Here is a 17,644-nt window from a genome sequence, read left to right as displayed (position 1 = left end):
CGCCCGTGGCGCGCGGGGCGACCGGGGCGGTGACGTACGTGGGGAGGGGGACCGGGACGGGGTCCCAGCTGTCGCCGCGGGCCGGGCCGCGCTCGCGCTGCTGGTCGACCCACTCGGCGTGGTCGGTCTGCTCGACGAGCGCGCGGCGGCCGGCCTCCGCCGGGGAGACCGACGGGGTGGGCTCGGGGTGCGCGGCGGCCTCGTCGTCCTGGTACGGGGCGGTGGGTCGGCCGCGGCGGGAGCGGTTCTCGCGGAGCCGCTGGGCGGCGGCCTCGGCGCGGCGGCGGTCCATCACGTAGACGAAGCGGCGGCGCTCCTGGCGGCGCAGGTAGGCGATGTAGCCGCTGAGCAGGACGGCGGGGGCGGCGGGGGCCCAGAGGAAGGCGAGGCCGCCCACGGCGGCGGCGACGGCGCCGATCGTGAAGGCGAGGAAGAGCAGGACCGTGGTGCGGCGGCGGCGGGCGAGGACGCGGGAGCGGCGGGCGCGTTCGGCGGCGGCGCGGCTCACGGCGGGTCCGGCCGGCCGGCGGGGGCCCGGGTGCGGTCCGCCGGCGGCCGGGGCCCCGGCGGACGGCGAGCCCGCGGACGGGGCGGCCGGGGCGGGGGCGCCGGGGAGTTCCAGGCGGGCCTCGGTGTGGTCCGGGGGCGCGGCGAAGGCCCGGACGTCGACCGAGTCGATCTGCTCGGTCTCGGCGTCCGGGTCCACGTCGGGTACCCGCCGGTCCTCGTCGCCGCCGCGTGCGCGGAGCTCCTTGGCGTACCGGCGCTCCATCGCCGCCCGTCCGGACAGGAGCCGGATGGCGGTGCTGAAGCGTTCCGTCGGTCGAGCCTCGTTCAGCTCGTCCTGCCTGCGGAGCCACATCGGCACCAGGTAGGCGGCCCAGGCTCCGACGATGACTGCGTAGATGAGGCCGCTGCTGCTCACGTCTCACACGGTAGAGGTGTTCGCGCGGGGCCATCCGCCAATTGGGCCGGTGTGTCGCACGATCTGGCTGATATCACTGACATTTTTTGTGATTGATCAGACCGAATCTGTTCAACCGACTCGCTATTCGAACAAATGAATTATTTTCTCTGGTGTTCACGGCGTGACCTGTGCCAGCGCCGCAGCAGACCTTCGGGGACTTCCTCCGCGGTGAGGGCGAAGACCAGGTGGTCACGCCACGCGCCGTCGATGTGGAGGTAGCGCGGCCGCACGCCCTCCTCGCGGAATCCGAGTTTCTCCACGACGCGGCGGCTGGGCCCGTTCTCGGGGCGGATGCACACCTCGATCCGGTGCAGGCCGAGGGAGCGGAAGCAGTGGTCGACGGCGAGGGCGACCGCCGTCGGCATCACCCCGCGCCCGGCCACCTCCTGGTCGACCCAGTAGCCGACGTGCCCCGAGCACATGGAGCCCCAGGTGATCCCGGCGACGGTCAGCTGGCCGACGAGCCGGCCCCGGTACTCGATGACGAACGGCAGCATCCGACCGGCGTTGGCCTCGGCCCGCAGGTGCCGCACCATCTGCCGGTACGTGGGGCGCTGCACGGGGGGCGCGCCCGGCGCGGGCGGCGGGACGGTGGCCTCCCAGGGGCGCAGCCAGTCGCGGTTGCGCCGGTTGACCTCGCGCCACGCCTTGTGGTCGCGGGCCCTTATCGGGCGGAGCACCACGTCGCCGTCGACGAGCGACGCGGGCCAGGCGGGGTTCATGACGCTGGTCTCGGGTGGTCGCCGCCGCGCAGCTGGTCCACCGCGTGGACGAGGAGGTCGCCGAGGACCGCCAGACCGTCCCGGACGCCACCGGGAGAGCCCGGCAGGTTCACCACGAGGGTGCGGCCCGCGACGCCGGCCAGCCCGCGGGAGAGCGACGCCGTGGGGACCTTGCCCCGGCCGTACGCGCGGATGGCCTCGGGGATGCCGGGCACCTCGTGGTCGAGGACGCGGCGGGTGGCCTCCGGGGTGGCGTCGGTGGGCGACAGGCCGGTGCCGCCGGTGGTGAGGATGACGTCGTACCCGGCGCCGATCCCGTCGCGCAGGGCCGCCTCGACGGGGTCGCCGTCGGGGACGACGCGCGGGCCGTCGACGGCGAAACCGAGCGCGGTGAGGCCCTCGACGAGCAGGGGCCCGCCGCGGTCCTCGTACACCCCGGCGGAGGCGCGGTTCGACGCGGTGATCACCAGGGCCCGGTACGTCACGCCCGGCTCCAGTCCCCGGACTTGCCGCCCGTCTTCTCCTCCACCCGCACGTCGGTGATGACGGCCGCCTTGTCGACCGCCTTGACCATGTCGACGACGGTGAGGGCCGCGACGGACACCGCGGTGAGGGCCTCCATCTCGACGCCGGTGCGGTCGGTGGTGCGGACGGTCGCGCCGATCTCCACGGCGTCGTCGGCGACGGACAGGTCGACCGTCACACCGGAGACGGCCAGCGGGTGGCAGAGCGGGATCAGGTCGGGCGTCCGCTTGGCACCCATGATCCCGGCGATGCGGGCCGTCGCCAGGGCGTCGCCCTTCGGCACGCCCTCGCCGCGCAGCAGCTCCACCACCCGCGGGGAGACCAGGACGCGGCCGGTGGCGCGGGCGGTGCGCGCCGTGACGTCCTTCCCTGAGACGTCCACCATGCGGGCAGCGCCCGCCTCGTCGATGTGGGTCAGGCTGCCTTGCGTACTCACTGCACTCCGCCTCGCGATCCTGGCGCCGGTTGACTTGTCGGCACGGGGGCAGACACCGTACCGCCACGGCCGCGGCCGGTGGGCCGTCGGCTCAGCCGATGAGCACCACCTCCAGCTCCGCGCCGGGCTCCACGCTCGTGGCGTCCTCGGGGACGACGAGGAGGGCGTCGGCCCGCGCGAGGGCGGCGACCAGGTGCGATCCGGCGCCTCCCACAGGAGTGACGGTACCCGCCGCGGCGTCGTACGTCCCGCGCAGGAACTGGCGCTTGCCGGCGGGGGAGGTCAGCGGCCCGTCCGCGCTGAGGGCGGCGCGCACGCGCGGGCGGTGCAGGTCGGGCAGGCCCATGAGGGCGCGGATCGCGGGCCGGACGAACAGCTCGAAGGAGACGTACGAGGAGACGGGGTTGCCCGGGAGGGCGAGGAGCGGGGTGTGGTCGGGGCCGACGGTGCCGAACCCCTGCGGCTTGCCCGGCTGCATGGCGAGCTTGCGGAAGTCGACGCCGCCGCCCGTCTCGTCCGCGTCGGACGCCGCGGTCAGGGCCTCCTTGACGACGTCGTACGCGCCGACGCTGACGCCGCCCGTCGTCACCAGGAGGTCGGCGCGGACCAGCTGGTCCTCGATGGTCGCGCGGAGGGTGTCGGCGTCGTCGGTGACGGCGCCCACGCGGTAGGTGATGGCGCCGGCGTCCCGGGCGGCGGCGGCCAGGGCGAAGCTGTTGGAGTCGTAGATCCGGCCGGGGCCGAGCTCCTCGCCCGGCTGGACCAGCTCGCTGCCCGTGGAGAGCACGACCACGCGCGGGCGGGGCCGCACGCGGACCGTGGCGCGGCCGATGGCGGCGAGCAGGCCGATCTGGGGCGGGCCGAGGACCGTACCCGCCGGGAGGGCGAGGTCGCCGGCGGCGACGTCGCTGCCGCGCGCGCGGACGTGGGCGCGGGGCGCGACCGGGCGGTGGACGCGGACCTCGCCGCTCGCGCCCTCGGGGGCGGCGCTCGCCGCGCGCATGGCGGTGGCGGCGCCGGCGCCGCTGCCGCCGTCGGTCCACTCGACCGGGACCACCGCCTCGGCGCCGGGCGGGAGCGGGGCGCCGGTCATGATGCGGGCGGCCTGGCCGGGCCCGACGGTGGGCGGCCCCTCCTCGCCGCCCGCGGCGACGTCCCCGACGACCGTGAGGACGGCCGGGTACTCCTCGCCGGCCCCGGCGACGTCGGCGACGCGCACCGCGTAGCCGTCCATGGAGCTGTTGTCGAAGGGCGGCAGCGCCACGGGCACCGTGACGTCCTCGACGAGCACGCAGCCCTGGGCGTCGGGCAGCCGCAGCTCGATGGGGTCGAGCGGCCGCACGGCGGCGAGCACGTCCTCCAGGTGCTCGTCCACCGACCAGACGGTCCTCTCCGCGCTCTGCGGGCTCACGGGGTCGCTCACGGCGTCTGCATCTCCTCGGTGACGTAGCGGCGGAGCCAGGATCGGAACTCCGGTCCCAGATCCTCACGTTCGCACGCGAGTCTGACAATGGCCCTCAGGTAGTCGCCCCGGTCACCGGTGTCGTACCGGCGGCCCTTGAAGACCACGCCGTGCACGGGTCCGCCCGCTCCCTGGTCGACGGCGAGCTTGTGCAGGGCGTCCGTCAGCTGGATCTCCCCGCCGCGGCCGGGGCGCGTCTCGCGCAGTATCCCGAAGACGGCCGGGTCCAGGACGTACCGGCCGATGACGGCGTAGTTGCTGGGGGCGTCGGCCGGCTCGGGCTTCTCCACGAGGTCGGTCACCCGGACCACGTCGGCCTCGCCGGTGGGCTCGACCGCGGCGCAGCCGTAGAGGTGGACCTGCGAGGGGTCGACCTCCATGAGGGCGACGACGCTGCCGCCCTCGCGCTCGCGGACCTCGACCATGCGGGAGAGCAGCGCGTCGCGCGGGTCGATGAGGTCGTCGCCGAGGAGCACCGCGAAGGGCTGGTCCCCCACGTGCGGGGCGGCGCACAGCACCGCGTGGCCGAGGCCGCGCGGGTCGCCCTGCCGGACGTAGTGCATGGTCGCCAGGTCGTTGGAGGCCCTGACCCGGTCGAGGCGCTCGTCGTCGCCCTTGCGGTTCAGCGCCTCCTCCAGCTCGTAGTTCCGGTCGAAGTGGTCCTCCAGGGGGCGCTTGTTGCGACCCGTGATCATCAGCACGTCGTGCAGCCCGGCGCCCACCGCCTCCTCCACCACGTACTGGATGGCGGGCTTGTCGACGACGGGCAGCATCTCCTTCGGAGTGGCCTTCGTGGCGGGCAGGAACCGGGTGCCGAGTCCCGCGGCGGGGATGACAGCCTTGGTGATCCCGGGGTGCGACTGAGTCATGCCGAGCACCATATCCGGTTGGTATGGGAGGAAGATGAGACTTCATTTAACTTCCTCCCTATATAGGGCGTTACGGGACTTTTGAGGAGTGGTGGGAGGCGTGGTGACGGACCATCGGGCGGCGCGTGCCGGGGACGGCGGGGACTCGGGGGGCGCCGGCGGACCCGCGCCGGCGGCGACCGCGGGGGCGCAGGCGGGGCGGGACGCGGTCACGGGGGCCGCGGCCGGGCGGGAGGCGGCGCCGGGGCCGGACAAGGCGGGGCTGCGGAGCCGGCTGCTCGCCGCGCGGACGCTGCTGACGACGGAGGACGTCCGCCGGGCCGCCGCCGAGCTGGCCGGCGCCGCGCTGGAGCTGCCCGAACTGGCGGCGGCCGGGACCGTGGCCGCGTACGTCTCCGTGGGGCGCGAGCCCGGCACGCGCGCGCTGATCGACGCGCTGCGGGCGCGGGGGGTGCGGGTGCTGCTGCCCGTGCTGATGGCCGACAACGACCTGGACTGGGCCGTGTACGAGGGCCCCGACGGCCTCGTACGGGCTCGGCTGGGGCTGCTGGAGCCCTCGGGGCCCCGGCTCGGCCCGGACGCCGTCGTGGCGGCCGACACGGTGCTGCTGCCCGGCCTCGCCGTGGACGCGCGGGGCGTGCGGCTGGGCCGGGGCGGCGGCTCGTACGACCGGGTGCTGGCCCGCCTGACGCGGGCGGGCGCGGACCCGGCGCTCGTCGTCCTCCTCTACGCGCACGAGGTGGTCGCCCGGGTCCCGGAGGAACCGCACGACCACCCCGTGCACGCGGTGGTGACCCCCGGGGGCGTGCGGCGCCTCAGCCCGCCCCGGGGTACCTGATCACGGCTTGAGGACCAGGTGGTCGACCTTCCGCGCCTCCACCGCCGCGTCGCCGAACGGCCAGTCCAGGAGCTCGCCTCTGGCCCACAGGTCGGTCTGGTCCGTGTAGTGCGGGTGGTAGGCGTGGCCGGAGGCACCGGTGAGGTTGATCCAGCGGGACTTGTCCCAGTCGCCGACGTTCACGACCATCCGCATGGACGGCACCCAGACCACCTCGTACCCGCCCGCGGCGTTCCAGCCGGTGGCGTTGACGGCGGCCTCGCCGCCCGCGAGGTTCCACGGGCCGCGGTTGAGCAGGTGCTTCACGATGCCGGGGCCGCCGGTACCGAGCGTCTGGTTGCGCAGGTTCAGCTGGTGCAGCCGGCCCCAGCTCCAGGTGGAGACGTCCTTGCCGAGCTCGGCCGTCAGCTCCCAGCGGGCGTCCTTCATGGCGCGGGCGAGCAGCTGGTCGCGGGTCTGCGTCGCGGCGTCCAGGCGGTTGGCCGGGGTGTGCCACCACGGGTTCGCCTCGTCCTTCAGCAGCGGGCGGACGACCTCGTACCAGCGGTCGCCGCCGTCGGGCTGCGCCTGGTCCGCGTCCCGCTGGCCGCACTCGCGCACGAGGCGGTCGCGCTGGTCCTCCGGGACGTTGGGGTCGGCCGGCGCCACGTTGAGGCACTCGCCCTTGACGCGCAGCTCCTTGGGGAGCTTGTCGCCGAAGGCCAGCTTGAGGACGTTGCGCCAGACGGCGTTGAAGTACGCGGCGGCCGCGGAGTCCGCCTCCTGGGTGTAGTCCCAGCCCTCCAGCAGCTTCTGCGCCTCGCGGACGTACGGGTCCGACACGTCGATCTTCAGCAGGAGCGGCGTCAGCAGCTTGGCGATCTCGCTGCTGTTGTCCATCTGCATGGTGCGCATGTCGTCGGTGGAGATCTTCCCGCCGTCCTTGGTCTTCGACTCGATGAGGTCGTTGATCCGCTGGCTGCGGGAGCCGTAGCCCCAGTCCTCGGTGAGGCGGTGCGGGTAGCCCTCGCCGTTCACGACGGCCTGGTTCGCGGTGACGATGTAACCGCGCGCCGGGTCCTGCTCGTACGGCAGCTCGTCGAAGGGGACGTACTCCTTCTTCCAGTCGTACGCGGCGTCCCAGCCGGGGGCCGGGAGAGTGCCGTCGTGCTTCTCGGAGCGGACGGGGATCCTGCCCGGGGCCTGGTAGCCGATGTGGCCCTCGGCGCCCTTGGCGTCGGCGTAGATCAGGTTCTGGGACGGCACCTCGAAGTCGCGGGCGGCGTCGCGGAAGTCCTTGAAGTCGCGGGCGCGGTTCATCTTGAACACCGCGTCCATCGAGCGGCCCGGCTCCAGGGCCGTCCAGCGCAGGGCCACCCCGTAGCCGTCGCCGCGGTCGGGCGCGGAGTTGGTGACGGGGGCCTTCTGGCCGACCTTCTCCGCCTCGCCGCTGCGGTCGGAGATGAGCGGGCCGTTGTTGGTGGTGCGCACGGTGATGGTGCGGCTGCTGCCGCCGGCGACCTTGATGACCTCCTCCCGGGTCTCGAACGGCACCTCCTTGGTGCCGCGCAGGTACCCGCGGTCGGTGACCTTCTGGAGGTACAGGTCGGTGACGTCGGCGCCGAGGTTGGTGAAGCCCCAGGCGATGTCCTGGTTGTGGCCGATGATGACGCCGGGCATGCCGGCGAAGGTGTAGCCGGAGACGTCGTAGCGGCACTTGTCGGACACGGCGCGGCAGTGCAGGCCCATCTGGTACCAGAGGGACGGCAGCTGCGGGGCGAGGTGCGGGTCGTTCGCGAGGAGCGGCTTGCCGGTCGTCGTGTACTTGCCGGCGACGACCCACGAGTTGGAGCCGATGCCGTGCCCGTTCGGGCCGAGGAGGGCGGGGACCTCCGACAGGGCCTCGGAGACGGCCGCGAGCTGGCTCTGGAAGCCGCTCAGCGCGCCGGCGCCGGGGCCGGCCGCGCCCTGGGTGCCTTGGGCGCCTTGAGTGCCCTGGGTGCCCTGGCCGCCCTGGGTGTCGGAGCCGCCGTTCTGGCCGCTCTGGCCGTTCTGGTTGCTGCTCTGGCCGCTCTGGCCGTTCTGGGAGCCGTCACCCTCGCCGTCCTCGCCGTCGCCGGACGCCTTGAAGCCCTCGACGATCGGGCGGTGCAGCGCGTACGGGTAGTCCGGGTACAGCTGCTCGATCTGCTGCGGGCTGAGGCGGCTCGTCATCAGCGAGCGGTCGATCTCGTCCTGCATGTTGCCGCGCAGGTCCCAGGCCATGGCCTTGAGCCAGGCGATCGAGTCGACGGGCGTCCACGGCTCGATGGTGTAGTCGTGCGAGAAGGCGAGGGCGGAGTACTCGACGGAGACGTCGCCGGGCTCCTTGCCCTTCAGGTACGCGTTGACGCCCTCCGCGTACGCCTGGAGGTTCTTCTTCGTCTCGGCCGACAGCACGGTGTCGTACTCCTGCTGCGCGACGCGGTGCCAGCCGAGGGTGCGGAGGAAGGCGTCCGAGTCGACCAGGTCCTTGCCGAGCATCTCGGAGAGGCGGCCCGCCGTCATGTGCCGGCGGACGTCCATCTCGTAGAACCGGTCCTGCGCCTGCACGTACCCCTGCGCGCGGAAGAGGTCGGCATCGGTCGACGCGTAGATCTGCGGGACGCCGTAGCCGTCGCGCTTCACGTCGACCGGCCCGGAGAGCCCGGCCAGCTGCAGCGTGCCGGTGGTCTGCGGGTAGGGCGCGCGCACGGTGCTGACGCCCCAGTAGGCGCCGTAGCCGACGCCCGCGACGAGCGCCAGCACCAGGGCGATCACGAGCAGGCGGGCACGTCGCCCCTTCTTCTTGGGGGAAGAGACGGTGGTGTTGGCGGGCATCGCTGTCCTTCGAGGCGCAGGCTTGGTCCAGGAGTGCTGGGAGCAACCATAGGCGCAGCGCTCGGCCGGTCCGGACGCGGTGTCAGTGAGGAGACCGCCCGCGGGCGTCGACGGAGGCGTTAGGAGAACGTTAAAGATTAGGTAAGGTAACGAAGTACTGGGCGTCGCACGCCCGGCGGATCACCGGACATGCCCGGCATGTCGCCACGCGGTCGAGGGCCGGACAGCCCGAAACGCCCGCGGGGCGGCCCGACCGTCCCGCCCGGACGGTCACCGGCCCGCGGCACCCGGTGCCGGCACCGGCGACCGGAACCAGCCCACGCGGCCGGTTCCCGGCACCCGTCGCGACCGCGTCGAACAGGCCCCGCGGCCGGCCCGACGGGACCGGCACCGGCACCCCGGTGGACCGGCTCCAGGGCCGGGCGGGCGCCACGCGCGCGGGTCCGGCACCACGCGCGCGGGGGCGGGTCCTCCGGCGCCGCGGGGGCCCGGTGCGGGTCCGGGTTCGGGTGCCGGTGCGGGTCCGGGTGCCGGTGCGGGTCCGGGCGTGGATGCCGGGCCCGAGAACAACTGAAGACGACCGCGCACGCACACTCTCCGGAAGGTTCGGCCCCTGACTGTCCACCAGCTCAACGAACTCCTGCTCATCGGCTCGCTCGTGCTGCTCGTCGCCGTCGTCGCGGTGCGCGTCTCCTCACGCAGCGGCCTCCCCAGCCTGCTCCTGTACCTCGGCATCGGGGTCGCCATGGGCCAGGACGGCATCGGCAACATCACCTTCGACAACGCCGAGCTCACCCAGGTCATCGGGTACGGCGCGCTCGTCGTGATCCTCGCCGAGGGCGGCCTGGGGACGAAATGGGGGCACATCAGACCCGCGCTGCCCGCGGCGGCCGCGCTGGCGACCGTCGGCGTCGCGGTGAGCGTGGGCGTCACGGCGGCCGCCGCGCACTACCTCGTGGGCCTGGAGTGGCGCCAGGCACTGCTGATCGGCGCGGTCGTCTCCTCGACGGACGCCGCGGCCGTCTTCTCCGTGCTGCGCAAGATCCCCCTGCCGAGCCGGGTGACCGGCACGCTGGAGGCCGAGTCGGGCTTCAACGACGCCCCCGTCGTCATCCTCGTCGTCGCCTTCTCCACGACGGGCCCGGTCGACAGCTGGTACCTCCTCGTCGGGAAGATCGCGCTGGAGCTCGCCATCGGCGCGGCCATCGGCCTCGCGGTCGGCTTCCTCGGCGCGTACGGCCTCAAGCGCGTCGCCCTGCCGGCCTCCGGCCTGTACCCGATCGCCGTGATGGCCATCGCCGTCACCGCGTACGCGGCCGGCGCGCTCGCCCACGGCAGCGGCTTCCTCGCCGTCTACCTGGCCTCCGTGGTGCTCGGCAACGTGAAGCTGCCGCACCAGCCGGCCACCCGCGGGTTCGCCGAGGGGCTCGGCTGGATCGCCCAGATCGGGATGTTCGTCCTCCTGGGGCTGCTGGTGACCCCGCACGAGCTCGTCCACGACTTCTGGCCCGCCGTCGCCATCGGACTCGCCCTGACGGCCGTCGCCCGGCCGGTGTCCGTGCTGCTCAGCCTGCTGCCGTTCCGCATCCCCTGGCAGGAGCAGGCCCTCATGTCGTGGGCCGGGCTGCGCGGCGCGGTGCCCGTCATCCTCGCGACCATCCCCATGGTGTCCGGGATCGAGGGCAGCCGAAAGGTCTTCAACATCGTCTTCGTGCTCGTCGTCGTCTACACGCTCGTCCAGGGGCCGACACTGCCCTGGCTGGCCAAGGCGCTGCGGCTCGGCGACCAGGACGGGGCCACCGACCTGGGCGTCGAGTCCGCACCCCTGGAGCGCCTGCGCGGCCACCTGCTGTCGCTGTCCGTCCCGGAGCAGTCGCGGATGCACGGCGTGGAGGTCGCGGAACTGCGGCTGCCGCCGGGCGCCGCGGTCACCCTCGTCGTACGGGAGGGGCGCAGCTTCGTCCCGTCCCCGGCGACGGTGCTGCGGCGCGGCGACGAGCTGCTCGTCGTGGCGACGGACCAGGTACGGGACGCGACGGAACGCCGGCTGCGGGCCGTCGGCCGCGGCGGCAAGCTCGCGGGCTGGCTGGGGACGGGCGGGTCGCCGTAGGGGCGGGCGGGGCGCGGAGGACATCCGTAGGCGGGGCGTGGGCCCCCGTAGGCGCGGCGTGGCGGGCCGGGCCGGGGCGCTGACGGGCGGTGCGCCGTACGGGCGGGGCGCCGTACGGCATCGCGGGCCGGGCGGGGCTCCAGTGGGCCCGCCCCGTACCGCCCGCCGCCCGCCGCGCCGCTCAACTGGGCGGTCCACCTGCGCGGTCCACCTGGGCGCCGCCGAATCGCAGGGTCCGGTCCGCCGGGTCGCGCATTTCACAGGTGCCGCACCGGCACCGCCCTGTACCATGAAGGCACACTGATCGACCAACTCTGCCTGACGCAGGGCTGGCGCGACCGTATGGCGGCCGGTTCCCCCCTCCGCGGGACCCAGGTATCTACCGCGCTTCCGCGCAAGAGGACAGCCCTCGGCGGTTCCCGTCACCCACGGGAGCGCGCTACCAGGCGGCAGAAAGGCACGGGCCGTGGCATCCACGGTCACCTCCGACGACGCTGTGAAGCGTCCCGGATACGGGCAGCTCCTGCGCACACCCGGCGCGTGGACGTTCCTGCTGCCCGGCTTCGCGGCACGCCAGCCCTTCGCGATGCTCACCATCGGCATCGTCCTGCTGGTCCAGCACACCACCGGCTCGTACGGCACCGCCGGTGCCGTCGCCGCCGTCACCGGCGTCTCCATGGCGCTGTTCGCGCCGCAGAGCGGCAAGCTCGCGGACCGCTTCGGCCAGCGCGCCGTCCTCCTCCCCGGTGTCCTGGTGCACGCCGCGTCCGTCTCCCTCCTGACGACCCTGGCCCTCGCGGACGCGCCCCTGTGGGCGCTGTTCGCCGCGGCCGTCCCCAGTGGCGCGTCCGTCCCGCAGATCGGCCCCATGGTGAGGGCCCGCTGGGCGGCCCGGCTCGACGGCTCACCGCTGATGTCGACGGCGGCGGCGTTCGAGTCCGTCACCGACGAGTTCACCTTCGTCGTCGGTCCGGTCCTGGCGACGGCGCTGTGCACCGGCGTGCACCCGGCGGCCGGTCTGGTCGCCGAGGCCGGCCTCACCCTGTTCGGCGGTCTGCTCTTCGCCGCGCAGAAGGGCACCCAGCCCGTCCACGGGACGCACTCCTCGCAGGCCGGCTCGCCCGCGCGCGTGTCGGCGCTCTCGGTGCCGGGCGTGCGGGTGCTGGCCGTGGCGTTCCTCGGCATCGGCTCCGTCTTCGGCGGCATGCAGGTCTCCCTGACCGCGTTCTCCGAGGAGATCGGCAACCCGGGCGCCAACGGCCTGCTGTACGGCCTCTTCGCCGCCGGCAACATGCTGGCCGGTGTCGCCGTCGGCGCCATCGCCTGGAAGTCCGGGCCGCGCCGCCGCCTCATCGTCGGCTACACCGCCCTGACCATGACCGCCGCCCTGCTGTGGACCGCCCACTCCGTGGTGCTGCTGGGTCTGCTGGGCCTCGTCGTCGGCCTGTGCATCGCGCCCGCGCTGATCACCGGCTACACGCTCGTCGAGTCGCTGGTGCCCGCCACCGCCCGCACCGAGGCGTTCACCTGGCTGACCGGCGCCGTCGCGCTGGGCCAGGCCGCCGCCGTGACGGTCGCGGGGCAGCTCGCCGACACGTACGGCTCGACCGCCGGCTTCCTCGTGCCGCTGGGCGGCACGGCCCTGGCCCTGGTCACCCTGGTGGCGCTCCGCTCGCGGCTCGTCGCCCGGCCCGCCGGGCGGACCGTCGCGCGTGGTATGGGTCACCGCGTGCCCGTGGCGGTGGACTGACGCGACGGAATGCGTCACTATTGTTCGTCGTTAGCACTCATCGAGTGAGAGTGCCAGGAGGAAGACAAGTGCCGACCTACCAGTACCAGTGCACCGAGTGCGGCGAGGGCCTCGAGGCGGTGCAGAAGTTCACCGATGACGCCCTGACCGAGTGCCCGAGCTGCCAGGGACGCCTGAAGAAGGTGTTCTCGGCCGTCGGCATCGTCTTCAAGGGCTCCGGCTTCTACCGCAACGACAGCCGCGGCGCGTCGTCGAGCAGCTCGCCCGCGTCGTCGACCTCTTCCTCGGCGTCCTCCACGGCGTCGACCTCATCGTCCGCGTCCTCGTCGTCGACGTCGTCCGCGTCGTCCTCGGGCGCGAAGCCGGCGGCGTCGAGCACCGGCGGCGGCAGCAGCACCTCCGCGGCCTGACCACGTCCACGTCCTGAAGGCCCCGCCGTCCCGTACGGCGGGGCCTTCGGCGTGCCCGGGGTGCGGCCAGGGCTTCCCAGAGCCGCTGCCGCCCTCGGGAGTTTCGGGGGCTCCCGGGGCCGGGGCGGGGCCTCCCCCGGGCGGGGCCGGGGCCTCCCCCGGGCCGTGTCGGGGCCGCGTCTAGGGTGAGCCGCATGGCGACGAACGCAGAGATCGGTGTGATCGGTGGCTCCGGCTTCTACTCCTTCCTGGAGGACGTGACGGAGGTCGAGCTCAGCACCCCGTACGGCAGCCCCAGCGACTCCCTGTTCCTCGGTGAGGTGGCCGGCCGCCGGGTCGCGTTCCTGCCCCGGCACGGCCGCGGCCACCGGCTGCCGCCGCACCGCATCAACTACCGGGCCAACCTCTGGGCGCTCCGCTCCGTCGGCGTGCGCCAGGTCCTCGGCCCGTGCGCGGTCGGCGGCCTGCGCGCCGAGCACGGGCCCGGCACGCTGCTCGTACCCGACCAGCTGGTCGACCGTACGAAGACGCGCGCGCAGACGTACTTCGACGGCGAGCCCCTTCCGGACGGCACGGTGCCGAACGTCGTCCACATGACGTTCGCCGACCCCTACTGCCCGGTCGGGCGCGAGGCCGCGCTGACGGCCGCGCGGGGTCGGGAGTGGGAGGCGGTGGACGGCGGCACGATGGTCGTCGTGGAGGGCCCGCGCTTCTCGACCCGAGCCGAGTCGCGGTGGCACGCGGCCATGGGCTGGTCCGTCGTCGGCATGACCGGCCACCCGGAGGCGGTCCTCGCCCGCGAGCTGGGCCTCTGCTACACGTCGATGGCCCTGGTGACGGACCTCGACGCGGGCGCCGAGACGGGCGAGGGCGTGTCGCACACGGACGTCCTGCGGGTGTTCGGGGAGAACGTCGAGCGACTGCGGGGCGTCCTGTTCGACGCCGTCGGGGCGCTGCCGGCCACGGAGGACCGGACCTGCCTGTGCACGCACGCCCACGACGGCTGGGACCTGGGCATCGCCCTGCCGTGACACCCGGGCGGGCGGCGTGACGACGGGTGGCGAGGCTTCGGGCGGCGGGGCGTTCGGCGTCGGGCGGCGCCGTGGGGCATGCGGGGGGGGGGCGGCGTGGGGCATGCGCGGCGGGGCGGCCTGGAGCCGTGCGGCGGGGGCCGGGCGGCGTGGGGCGGGGCGTGGGCGTGCGGCGGGGCGACGTGGGGCGGGACGGCGTGGGGCCGTGCGGGGCGGAGCGGTGGGGTGTCGGTGAGGGCGGCCGCCCGCTCGCGGCTCGGTTTCACCCCTGGAGGTGAGCGGGTTTTCCCCAGGTGAGACCCCTGTCCACAGGCCCGAGCGTGCCGGACGGAAACGCGGCAGGGTGGGGCAGGTCGGTGATCCGCCGACGGTCTCCCGTACGACAGGTGGTGTCCACCCATGACGTCCTCCCGCACCCGCCCGCATCCGCCCACGCCGAGCCGGCCCGCGGTCCGACCGCCGAGCCCGGCCGCGGCCCGACCGCTGGACCGGCCCCCGGCCGAGCCGTCGGCGGCGGCCCTTCGCACGACGTCCTACGCCCGAAGGGCCGCCCAAGGGGGTGTAGCGGCACCCCGTGAGGCCGCGGACCGCCCGCCGGCCCCCTCGATCCCTCCCCCGGCCCCTCCTCCTCGCTCCGCTCCCCCGCTCCCCTCCCTCTCCTCCTCCCCTCCGGCGATCACGTCGGTGCCGGAGACGTGCGCGGTGCCGCCCTTCCCGCCGGTGCGGGTGCGCGGCGGCCGGTACGGGCTGCGGAGGGCGGTACGGCGCAGGCGGCGGGCGCTGGCGGCCGGGCTCGCCATGACCGCGGCCGCGCTCGCCGCGTCGGGTTTCCGGGGGCCCGCGGCAGGCGGGCGGCCGGCGGCGGAGGGGACCCGCGCGGTAGCGGTGACGGCGCCCACTCCCGACCGGGCGCCGGCCGGGGCGGACGACTCGCGGGCCGGGCCCGACCGGGTCGCGCCACCGCCCGGCCCACGCGTACGGCTGCCGGGAGGGGCGACGACGCTGGTGTCGGCGCCGGTGCGGATCGCCGACGCGGCGACGGTGCGGCTGCTCCGCCCGGGCGACCGGGTGGACGTGATCGCCGCGCCGTTCACCGCCGCGGGCACGGCGGCGGAGGACGGCGGCCCCCCGGCCCGGGTGGTCGCGTCGGGCGTCCGCGTGACGGAGGTCCCGAGCCCGCGGGACGCGCCGGTGGACGGGGCGGAGGGCGAGTGGGCCGGCGGTGTGCCGGTCGGCGGCGCCCTGCTCGTCGTGGCGGTGCCGCGCCCGACGGCGACCGCGCTCGCCGCCGCGGCCGCCACTTCGCGGCTGGTGGTGACCCTGTGCTGACCATGCTGACCACTCCGTCCACCCGACTGCCCACTCATACGGTCGGGCAGCCCCGTCACCGGTCCGTGTGTACGGATTGGACGGGCACCCTCCGGTCACGGCGTAATGGCTCCGCCCACACGACACGCGACGAAAGGCACCGGAGTGAGCCAGGAGAACAGGACCAGCCTGCTGGAGGGGTTCAAGGCGTTCCTGATGCGCGGGAACGTGGTCGATCTGGCGGTGGCCGTCGTGATCGGCGCCGCGTTCACCAACATCGTGAACAGCATCGTGAAGGGTGTCATCAGCCCCATCGTGGGCGCCTTCGGCACCCAGAACCTGGAGGGCTACCGGGCCTGCCTGAAGGGGCCCTGCGTGGTGCAGGGCGGCGAGGTCACCGGTGTCGCCATCCTGTGGGGCTCGGTGCTCAGCTCGACGCTCAGCTTCCTGATCACCGCCGCGGTGGTCTACTTCCTGATGGTGCTGCCCATGGCCAAGTACCTGGCGCGGAAGGCCGCGCGGGAGAAGCAGCTGCACGGCGAGCAGGACGCCGCGGACGTGACCGAGCTGGACGTGCTCAAGGACATCCGCGAGGCGCTCGTCGCCCAGCGCGGCGACGCGGGCGGCCCGACGGGGGTCCGTACCCCGTAACGGCCACCGGCGCGGCGGCTCAGAGGTGGTGCGGCGGCTTCTCGTCGAGGAAGCGGGCCAGATCGGCGGCCCCGCCGTCACCACCCGGAGCCCGCTCGCCCCACCCACGGTCCGTATCGTCCGCGGACTGCTGGTCCAGCGGATCATCGAAGATCAGCGCCGGCTTCTTCTTCGGCGCGGGCTGGTTCTCCGCATCGCGCGGGCCGGGGGCGGGGGCGGTACTCATACGTTCAGCGTACGCCCGGCGCCACGGGCCGCGCCGCCCACGGAGCAGCGCGTCACAGCCGTCGCCGGCGTCCGCCCTCTGCTGTGCTGTCCCCCATGACGCACGAGCCCACCCCCGCCACACGAACGCCGCGGCCCCTCGGTCCGCTACGGCCACTGGTCGCACGCGACCCCGACCAGGAACACCGCGCGGCCACTCCCCTGGAGCTCTTCTTCGACCTGTGCTTCGTCGTGGCGGTGGCACAGGCCGGCCTGCAACTGGTGCACGCGGTCGCCGAGGGCCATGCGGGCGCGGGCGTCCGGGACTACGCCATGGTGTTCTTCGCCATCTGGTGGGCGTGGATGAACTTCACCTGGTTCGCGTCCGCCTACGACAACGACGACGCCCTCTACCGCCTGGTGACGCTCCTCCAGATCACCGGCGTCCTGATCCTCGCGGCCGGGATCTCCGACGCGTTCGCCGCCCACGACTACCTGCTGGTGTGGCTGGGATACGCGGTGATGCGCGTCGCCCTCGCCTCCCAGTGGCTGCGCGCCGCCCGGCACGCGTCCGGACCCGAACGGAACACCGCACTGCGCTACGCGGGCGGGGTACTGGCCTGCCAGGTCGGATGGAGCGCGCTGCTCTTCGCGCCGGGCCCGGCCAGGCCGTGGGTGTTCCTGGTGATGGCGTGCGCCGAGATGACCGTGCCGCTCCTCGCGGAGCGCGGACACCCCACCGACTGGCACGCCCACCACATCGCGGAGCGGTACGGGCTGTTCACGATCATCGTGCTCGGCGAGAGCATCGCGGCGGCGACCGTCGCCGTGAAGACGGGCACCGCGCAGAATGACGCACAGGACGACCTCCTGCCCATCGCGGTGGGCGGGCTGCTCCTCGTCTTCGCCGCCTGGTGGGTCTACTTCGTCGTCCCCGCGCACGCACGGCTGCACACCACCCGGCGCGGATTCGTGTGGGGGTACGGGCACTACCTGATCTTCGCTGCGGCGGCCGCGGTCGGCGCCGGCATCGAGGTGGCGGTGGAGCAGGCCGTCGGCAAGGCCCACATTTCCGTCACCGCGGCGGCCGCGGCGGTGACCCTGCCGGCGGCGCTCTACCTGCTGCTGGTGTGGGCGCTGCACGCCCGGTACTTCAAGTTCGGCATCGCCCGGCAACTGGTCCTGCCGACCGCGGCGCTGGCCGTGCTGCTCTGCACCTTCGCCGGCGAATGGGCGGTGCTCGCCGCGGGCCTGGTCGCGACCGCGGCGATCGTCACCGGCGTGGCCCTGAACGCCCGCTCGGCCACCCACCAGCCGGGCAGGGCCTGACAGCCCGCACGACCACGGAATGGGGGGAGGAGACGCTGCGGAGGGCGGCTGACCGGCCGCGGGGCACGGTTGGGGAGCGGTGGGTTCGACACGGCGGGTGGGACGAGGCCGGGGCACGGGCGACCGGCCTGCCGGGGCGGGAGGCGGGCCTGTCAGGGCGGCCGGGGCCGACCGGGGTGGGTGCGACGTGATGG

General features: G+C 74.3%; 16 protein-coding genes. 8 read left to right on the top strand and 8 right to left on the bottom strand.

Annotated features, from left to right (window positions below):
• The 6 genes from glpR to galU all read right to left on the bottom strand — a co-directional run.
• Nucleotides 1-925, bottom strand: a 925-nt coding sequence (gene glpR, locus LPA54_RS32090; protein WP_228984302.1) for a gephyrin-like molybdotransferase receptor GlpR, incomplete at its 3' end; no start/stop codon positions are given.
• Between the two features lie 140 nt (nt 926-1,065).
• A complete protein-coding gene (locus tag LPA54_RS32085; protein ID WP_228984301.1) occupies nt 1,066-1,689 on the bottom strand; it encodes a GNAT family N-acetyltransferase in 624 nt (207 codons plus the stop codon).
• Nucleotides 1,686-2,174, bottom strand: a complete 489-nt coding sequence (locus LPA54_RS32080; RefSeq protein ID WP_228984300.1) for a molybdenum cofactor biosynthesis protein B — start codon at nt 2,172-2,174, stop codon at nt 1,686-1,688. The genes LPA54_RS32085 and LPA54_RS32080 overlap by 4 nt, the downstream gene beginning before the upstream one ends.
• Nucleotides 2,171-2,650, bottom strand: a complete 480-nt coding sequence (gene moaC / locus LPA54_RS32075; RefSeq protein WP_228984299.1) for a cyclic pyranopterin monophosphate synthase MoaC — start codon at nt 2,648-2,650, stop codon at nt 2,171-2,173. Before moaC ends, LPA54_RS32080 begins: the two co-directional genes overlap by 4 nt.
• Before the next feature lie 91 nt (nt 2,651-2,741).
• Complete coding sequence (gene glp / locus LPA54_RS32070) at nt 2,742-4,073, bottom strand: gephyrin-like molybdotransferase Glp (RefSeq protein ID WP_228984298.1); 1,332 nt, start codon at nt 4,071-4,073, stop codon at nt 2,742-2,744.
• Nucleotides 4,070-4,981 (bottom strand): UTP--glucose-1-phosphate uridylyltransferase GalU, encoded by a 912-nt coding sequence (gene galU / locus LPA54_RS32065; RefSeq protein WP_228984297.1) that lies wholly within the window; start codon nt 4,979-4,981, stop codon nt 4,070-4,072. The genes glp and galU overlap by 4 nt, the downstream gene beginning before the upstream one ends.
• A 262-nt stretch (nt 4,982-5,243) precedes the next feature.
• On the opposite strand from galU, the gene LPA54_RS32060 reads away from it, so the two are divergent.
• Nucleotides 5,244-5,819, top strand: a complete 576-nt coding sequence (locus tag LPA54_RS32060) for a 5-formyltetrahydrofolate cyclo-ligase (RefSeq protein ID WP_228984304.1) — start codon at nt 5,244-5,246, stop codon at nt 5,817-5,819.
• Here LPA54_RS32060 and LPA54_RS32055 read toward each other — a convergent pair whose 3' ends face one another.
• Entirely contained in the window at nt 5,820-8,657 is a 2,838-nt protein-coding gene (locus LPA54_RS32055; RefSeq protein ID WP_228984296.1) for a penicillin acylase family protein, read from the bottom strand.
• 658 nt (nt 8,658-9,315) lie between these two features.
• Between LPA54_RS32055 and LPA54_RS32050 the strand changes: the two genes are divergently transcribed.
• The 6 genes from LPA54_RS32050 to mscL all read left to right on the top strand — a co-directional run bounded on the left by LPA54_RS32050 (nt 9,316) and on the right by mscL (nt 15,917).
• The gene (locus LPA54_RS32050; protein ID WP_228984295.1) at nt 9,316-10,767 is read left to right on the top strand and encodes a potassium/proton antiporter; all 1,452 of its coding nucleotides are present in this window, start codon (nt 9,316-9,318) and stop codon (nt 10,765-10,767) included.
• 466 nt (nt 10,768-11,233) lie between these two features.
• On the top strand, nt 11,234-12,517 hold the full coding sequence (locus LPA54_RS32045) for an MFS transporter (RefSeq protein WP_228984294.1): 1,284 nt from the start codon (nt 11,234-11,236) through the stop codon (nt 12,515-12,517).
• A gap of 68 nt (nt 12,518-12,585) precedes the next feature.
• On the top strand, nt 12,586-12,927 hold the full coding sequence (locus tag LPA54_RS32040) for an FmdB family zinc ribbon protein (RefSeq protein ID WP_228984293.1): 342 nt from the start codon (nt 12,586-12,588) through the stop codon (nt 12,925-12,927).
• Nucleotides 12,928-13,121: 194 nt separating this feature from the next.
• The gene (locus LPA54_RS32035; RefSeq protein ID WP_228984292.1) at nt 13,122-13,958 is read left to right on the top strand and encodes an S-methyl-5'-thioadenosine phosphorylase; all 837 of its coding nucleotides are present in this window, start codon (nt 13,122-13,124) and stop codon (nt 13,956-13,958) included.
• 684 nt (nt 13,959-14,642) lie between these two features.
• Complete coding sequence (locus LPA54_RS32030) at nt 14,643-15,287, top strand: RcpC/CpaB family pilus assembly protein (RefSeq protein ID WP_308112906.1); 645 nt, start codon at nt 14,643-14,645, stop codon at nt 15,285-15,287.
• 144 nt (nt 15,288-15,431) lie between these two features.
• Nucleotides 15,432-15,917 carry a large conductance mechanosensitive channel protein MscL gene (gene mscL, locus LPA54_RS32025; RefSeq protein ID WP_228984291.1) on the top strand — a complete coding sequence of 162 codons (486 nt, stop codon included), beginning with the start codon at nt 15,432-15,434 and terminating at the stop codon, nt 15,915-15,917.
• A 19-nt stretch (nt 15,918-15,936) separates the two neighbouring features.
• Here the strand turns inward: mscL and LPA54_RS32020 are convergent, their stop codons facing one another.
• The gene (locus tag LPA54_RS32020) at nt 15,937-16,143 is read right to left on the bottom strand and encodes a hypothetical protein (RefSeq protein WP_228984290.1); all 207 of its coding nucleotides are present in this window, start codon (nt 16,141-16,143) and stop codon (nt 15,937-15,939) included.
• A gap of 95 nt (nt 16,144-16,238) precedes the next feature.
• On the opposite strand from LPA54_RS32020, the gene LPA54_RS32015 reads away from it, so the two are divergent.
• Nucleotides 16,239-17,450, top strand: a complete 1,212-nt coding sequence (locus LPA54_RS32015; protein WP_228984289.1) for a low temperature requirement protein A — start codon at nt 16,239-16,241, stop codon at nt 17,448-17,450.
• Nucleotides 17,451-17,644: the final 194 nt, after the last annotated feature.

It is taken from the genome of Streptomyces sp. DH12 (assembly GCF_020873895.1).
Taxonomy (GTDB): Bacteria; Actinomycetota; Actinomycetes; order Streptomycetales; family Streptomycetaceae; genus Streptomyces.
Note: the sequence above shows the minus strand (reverse complement) of the source record. Positions and strands in the feature narration are given on the sequence as shown.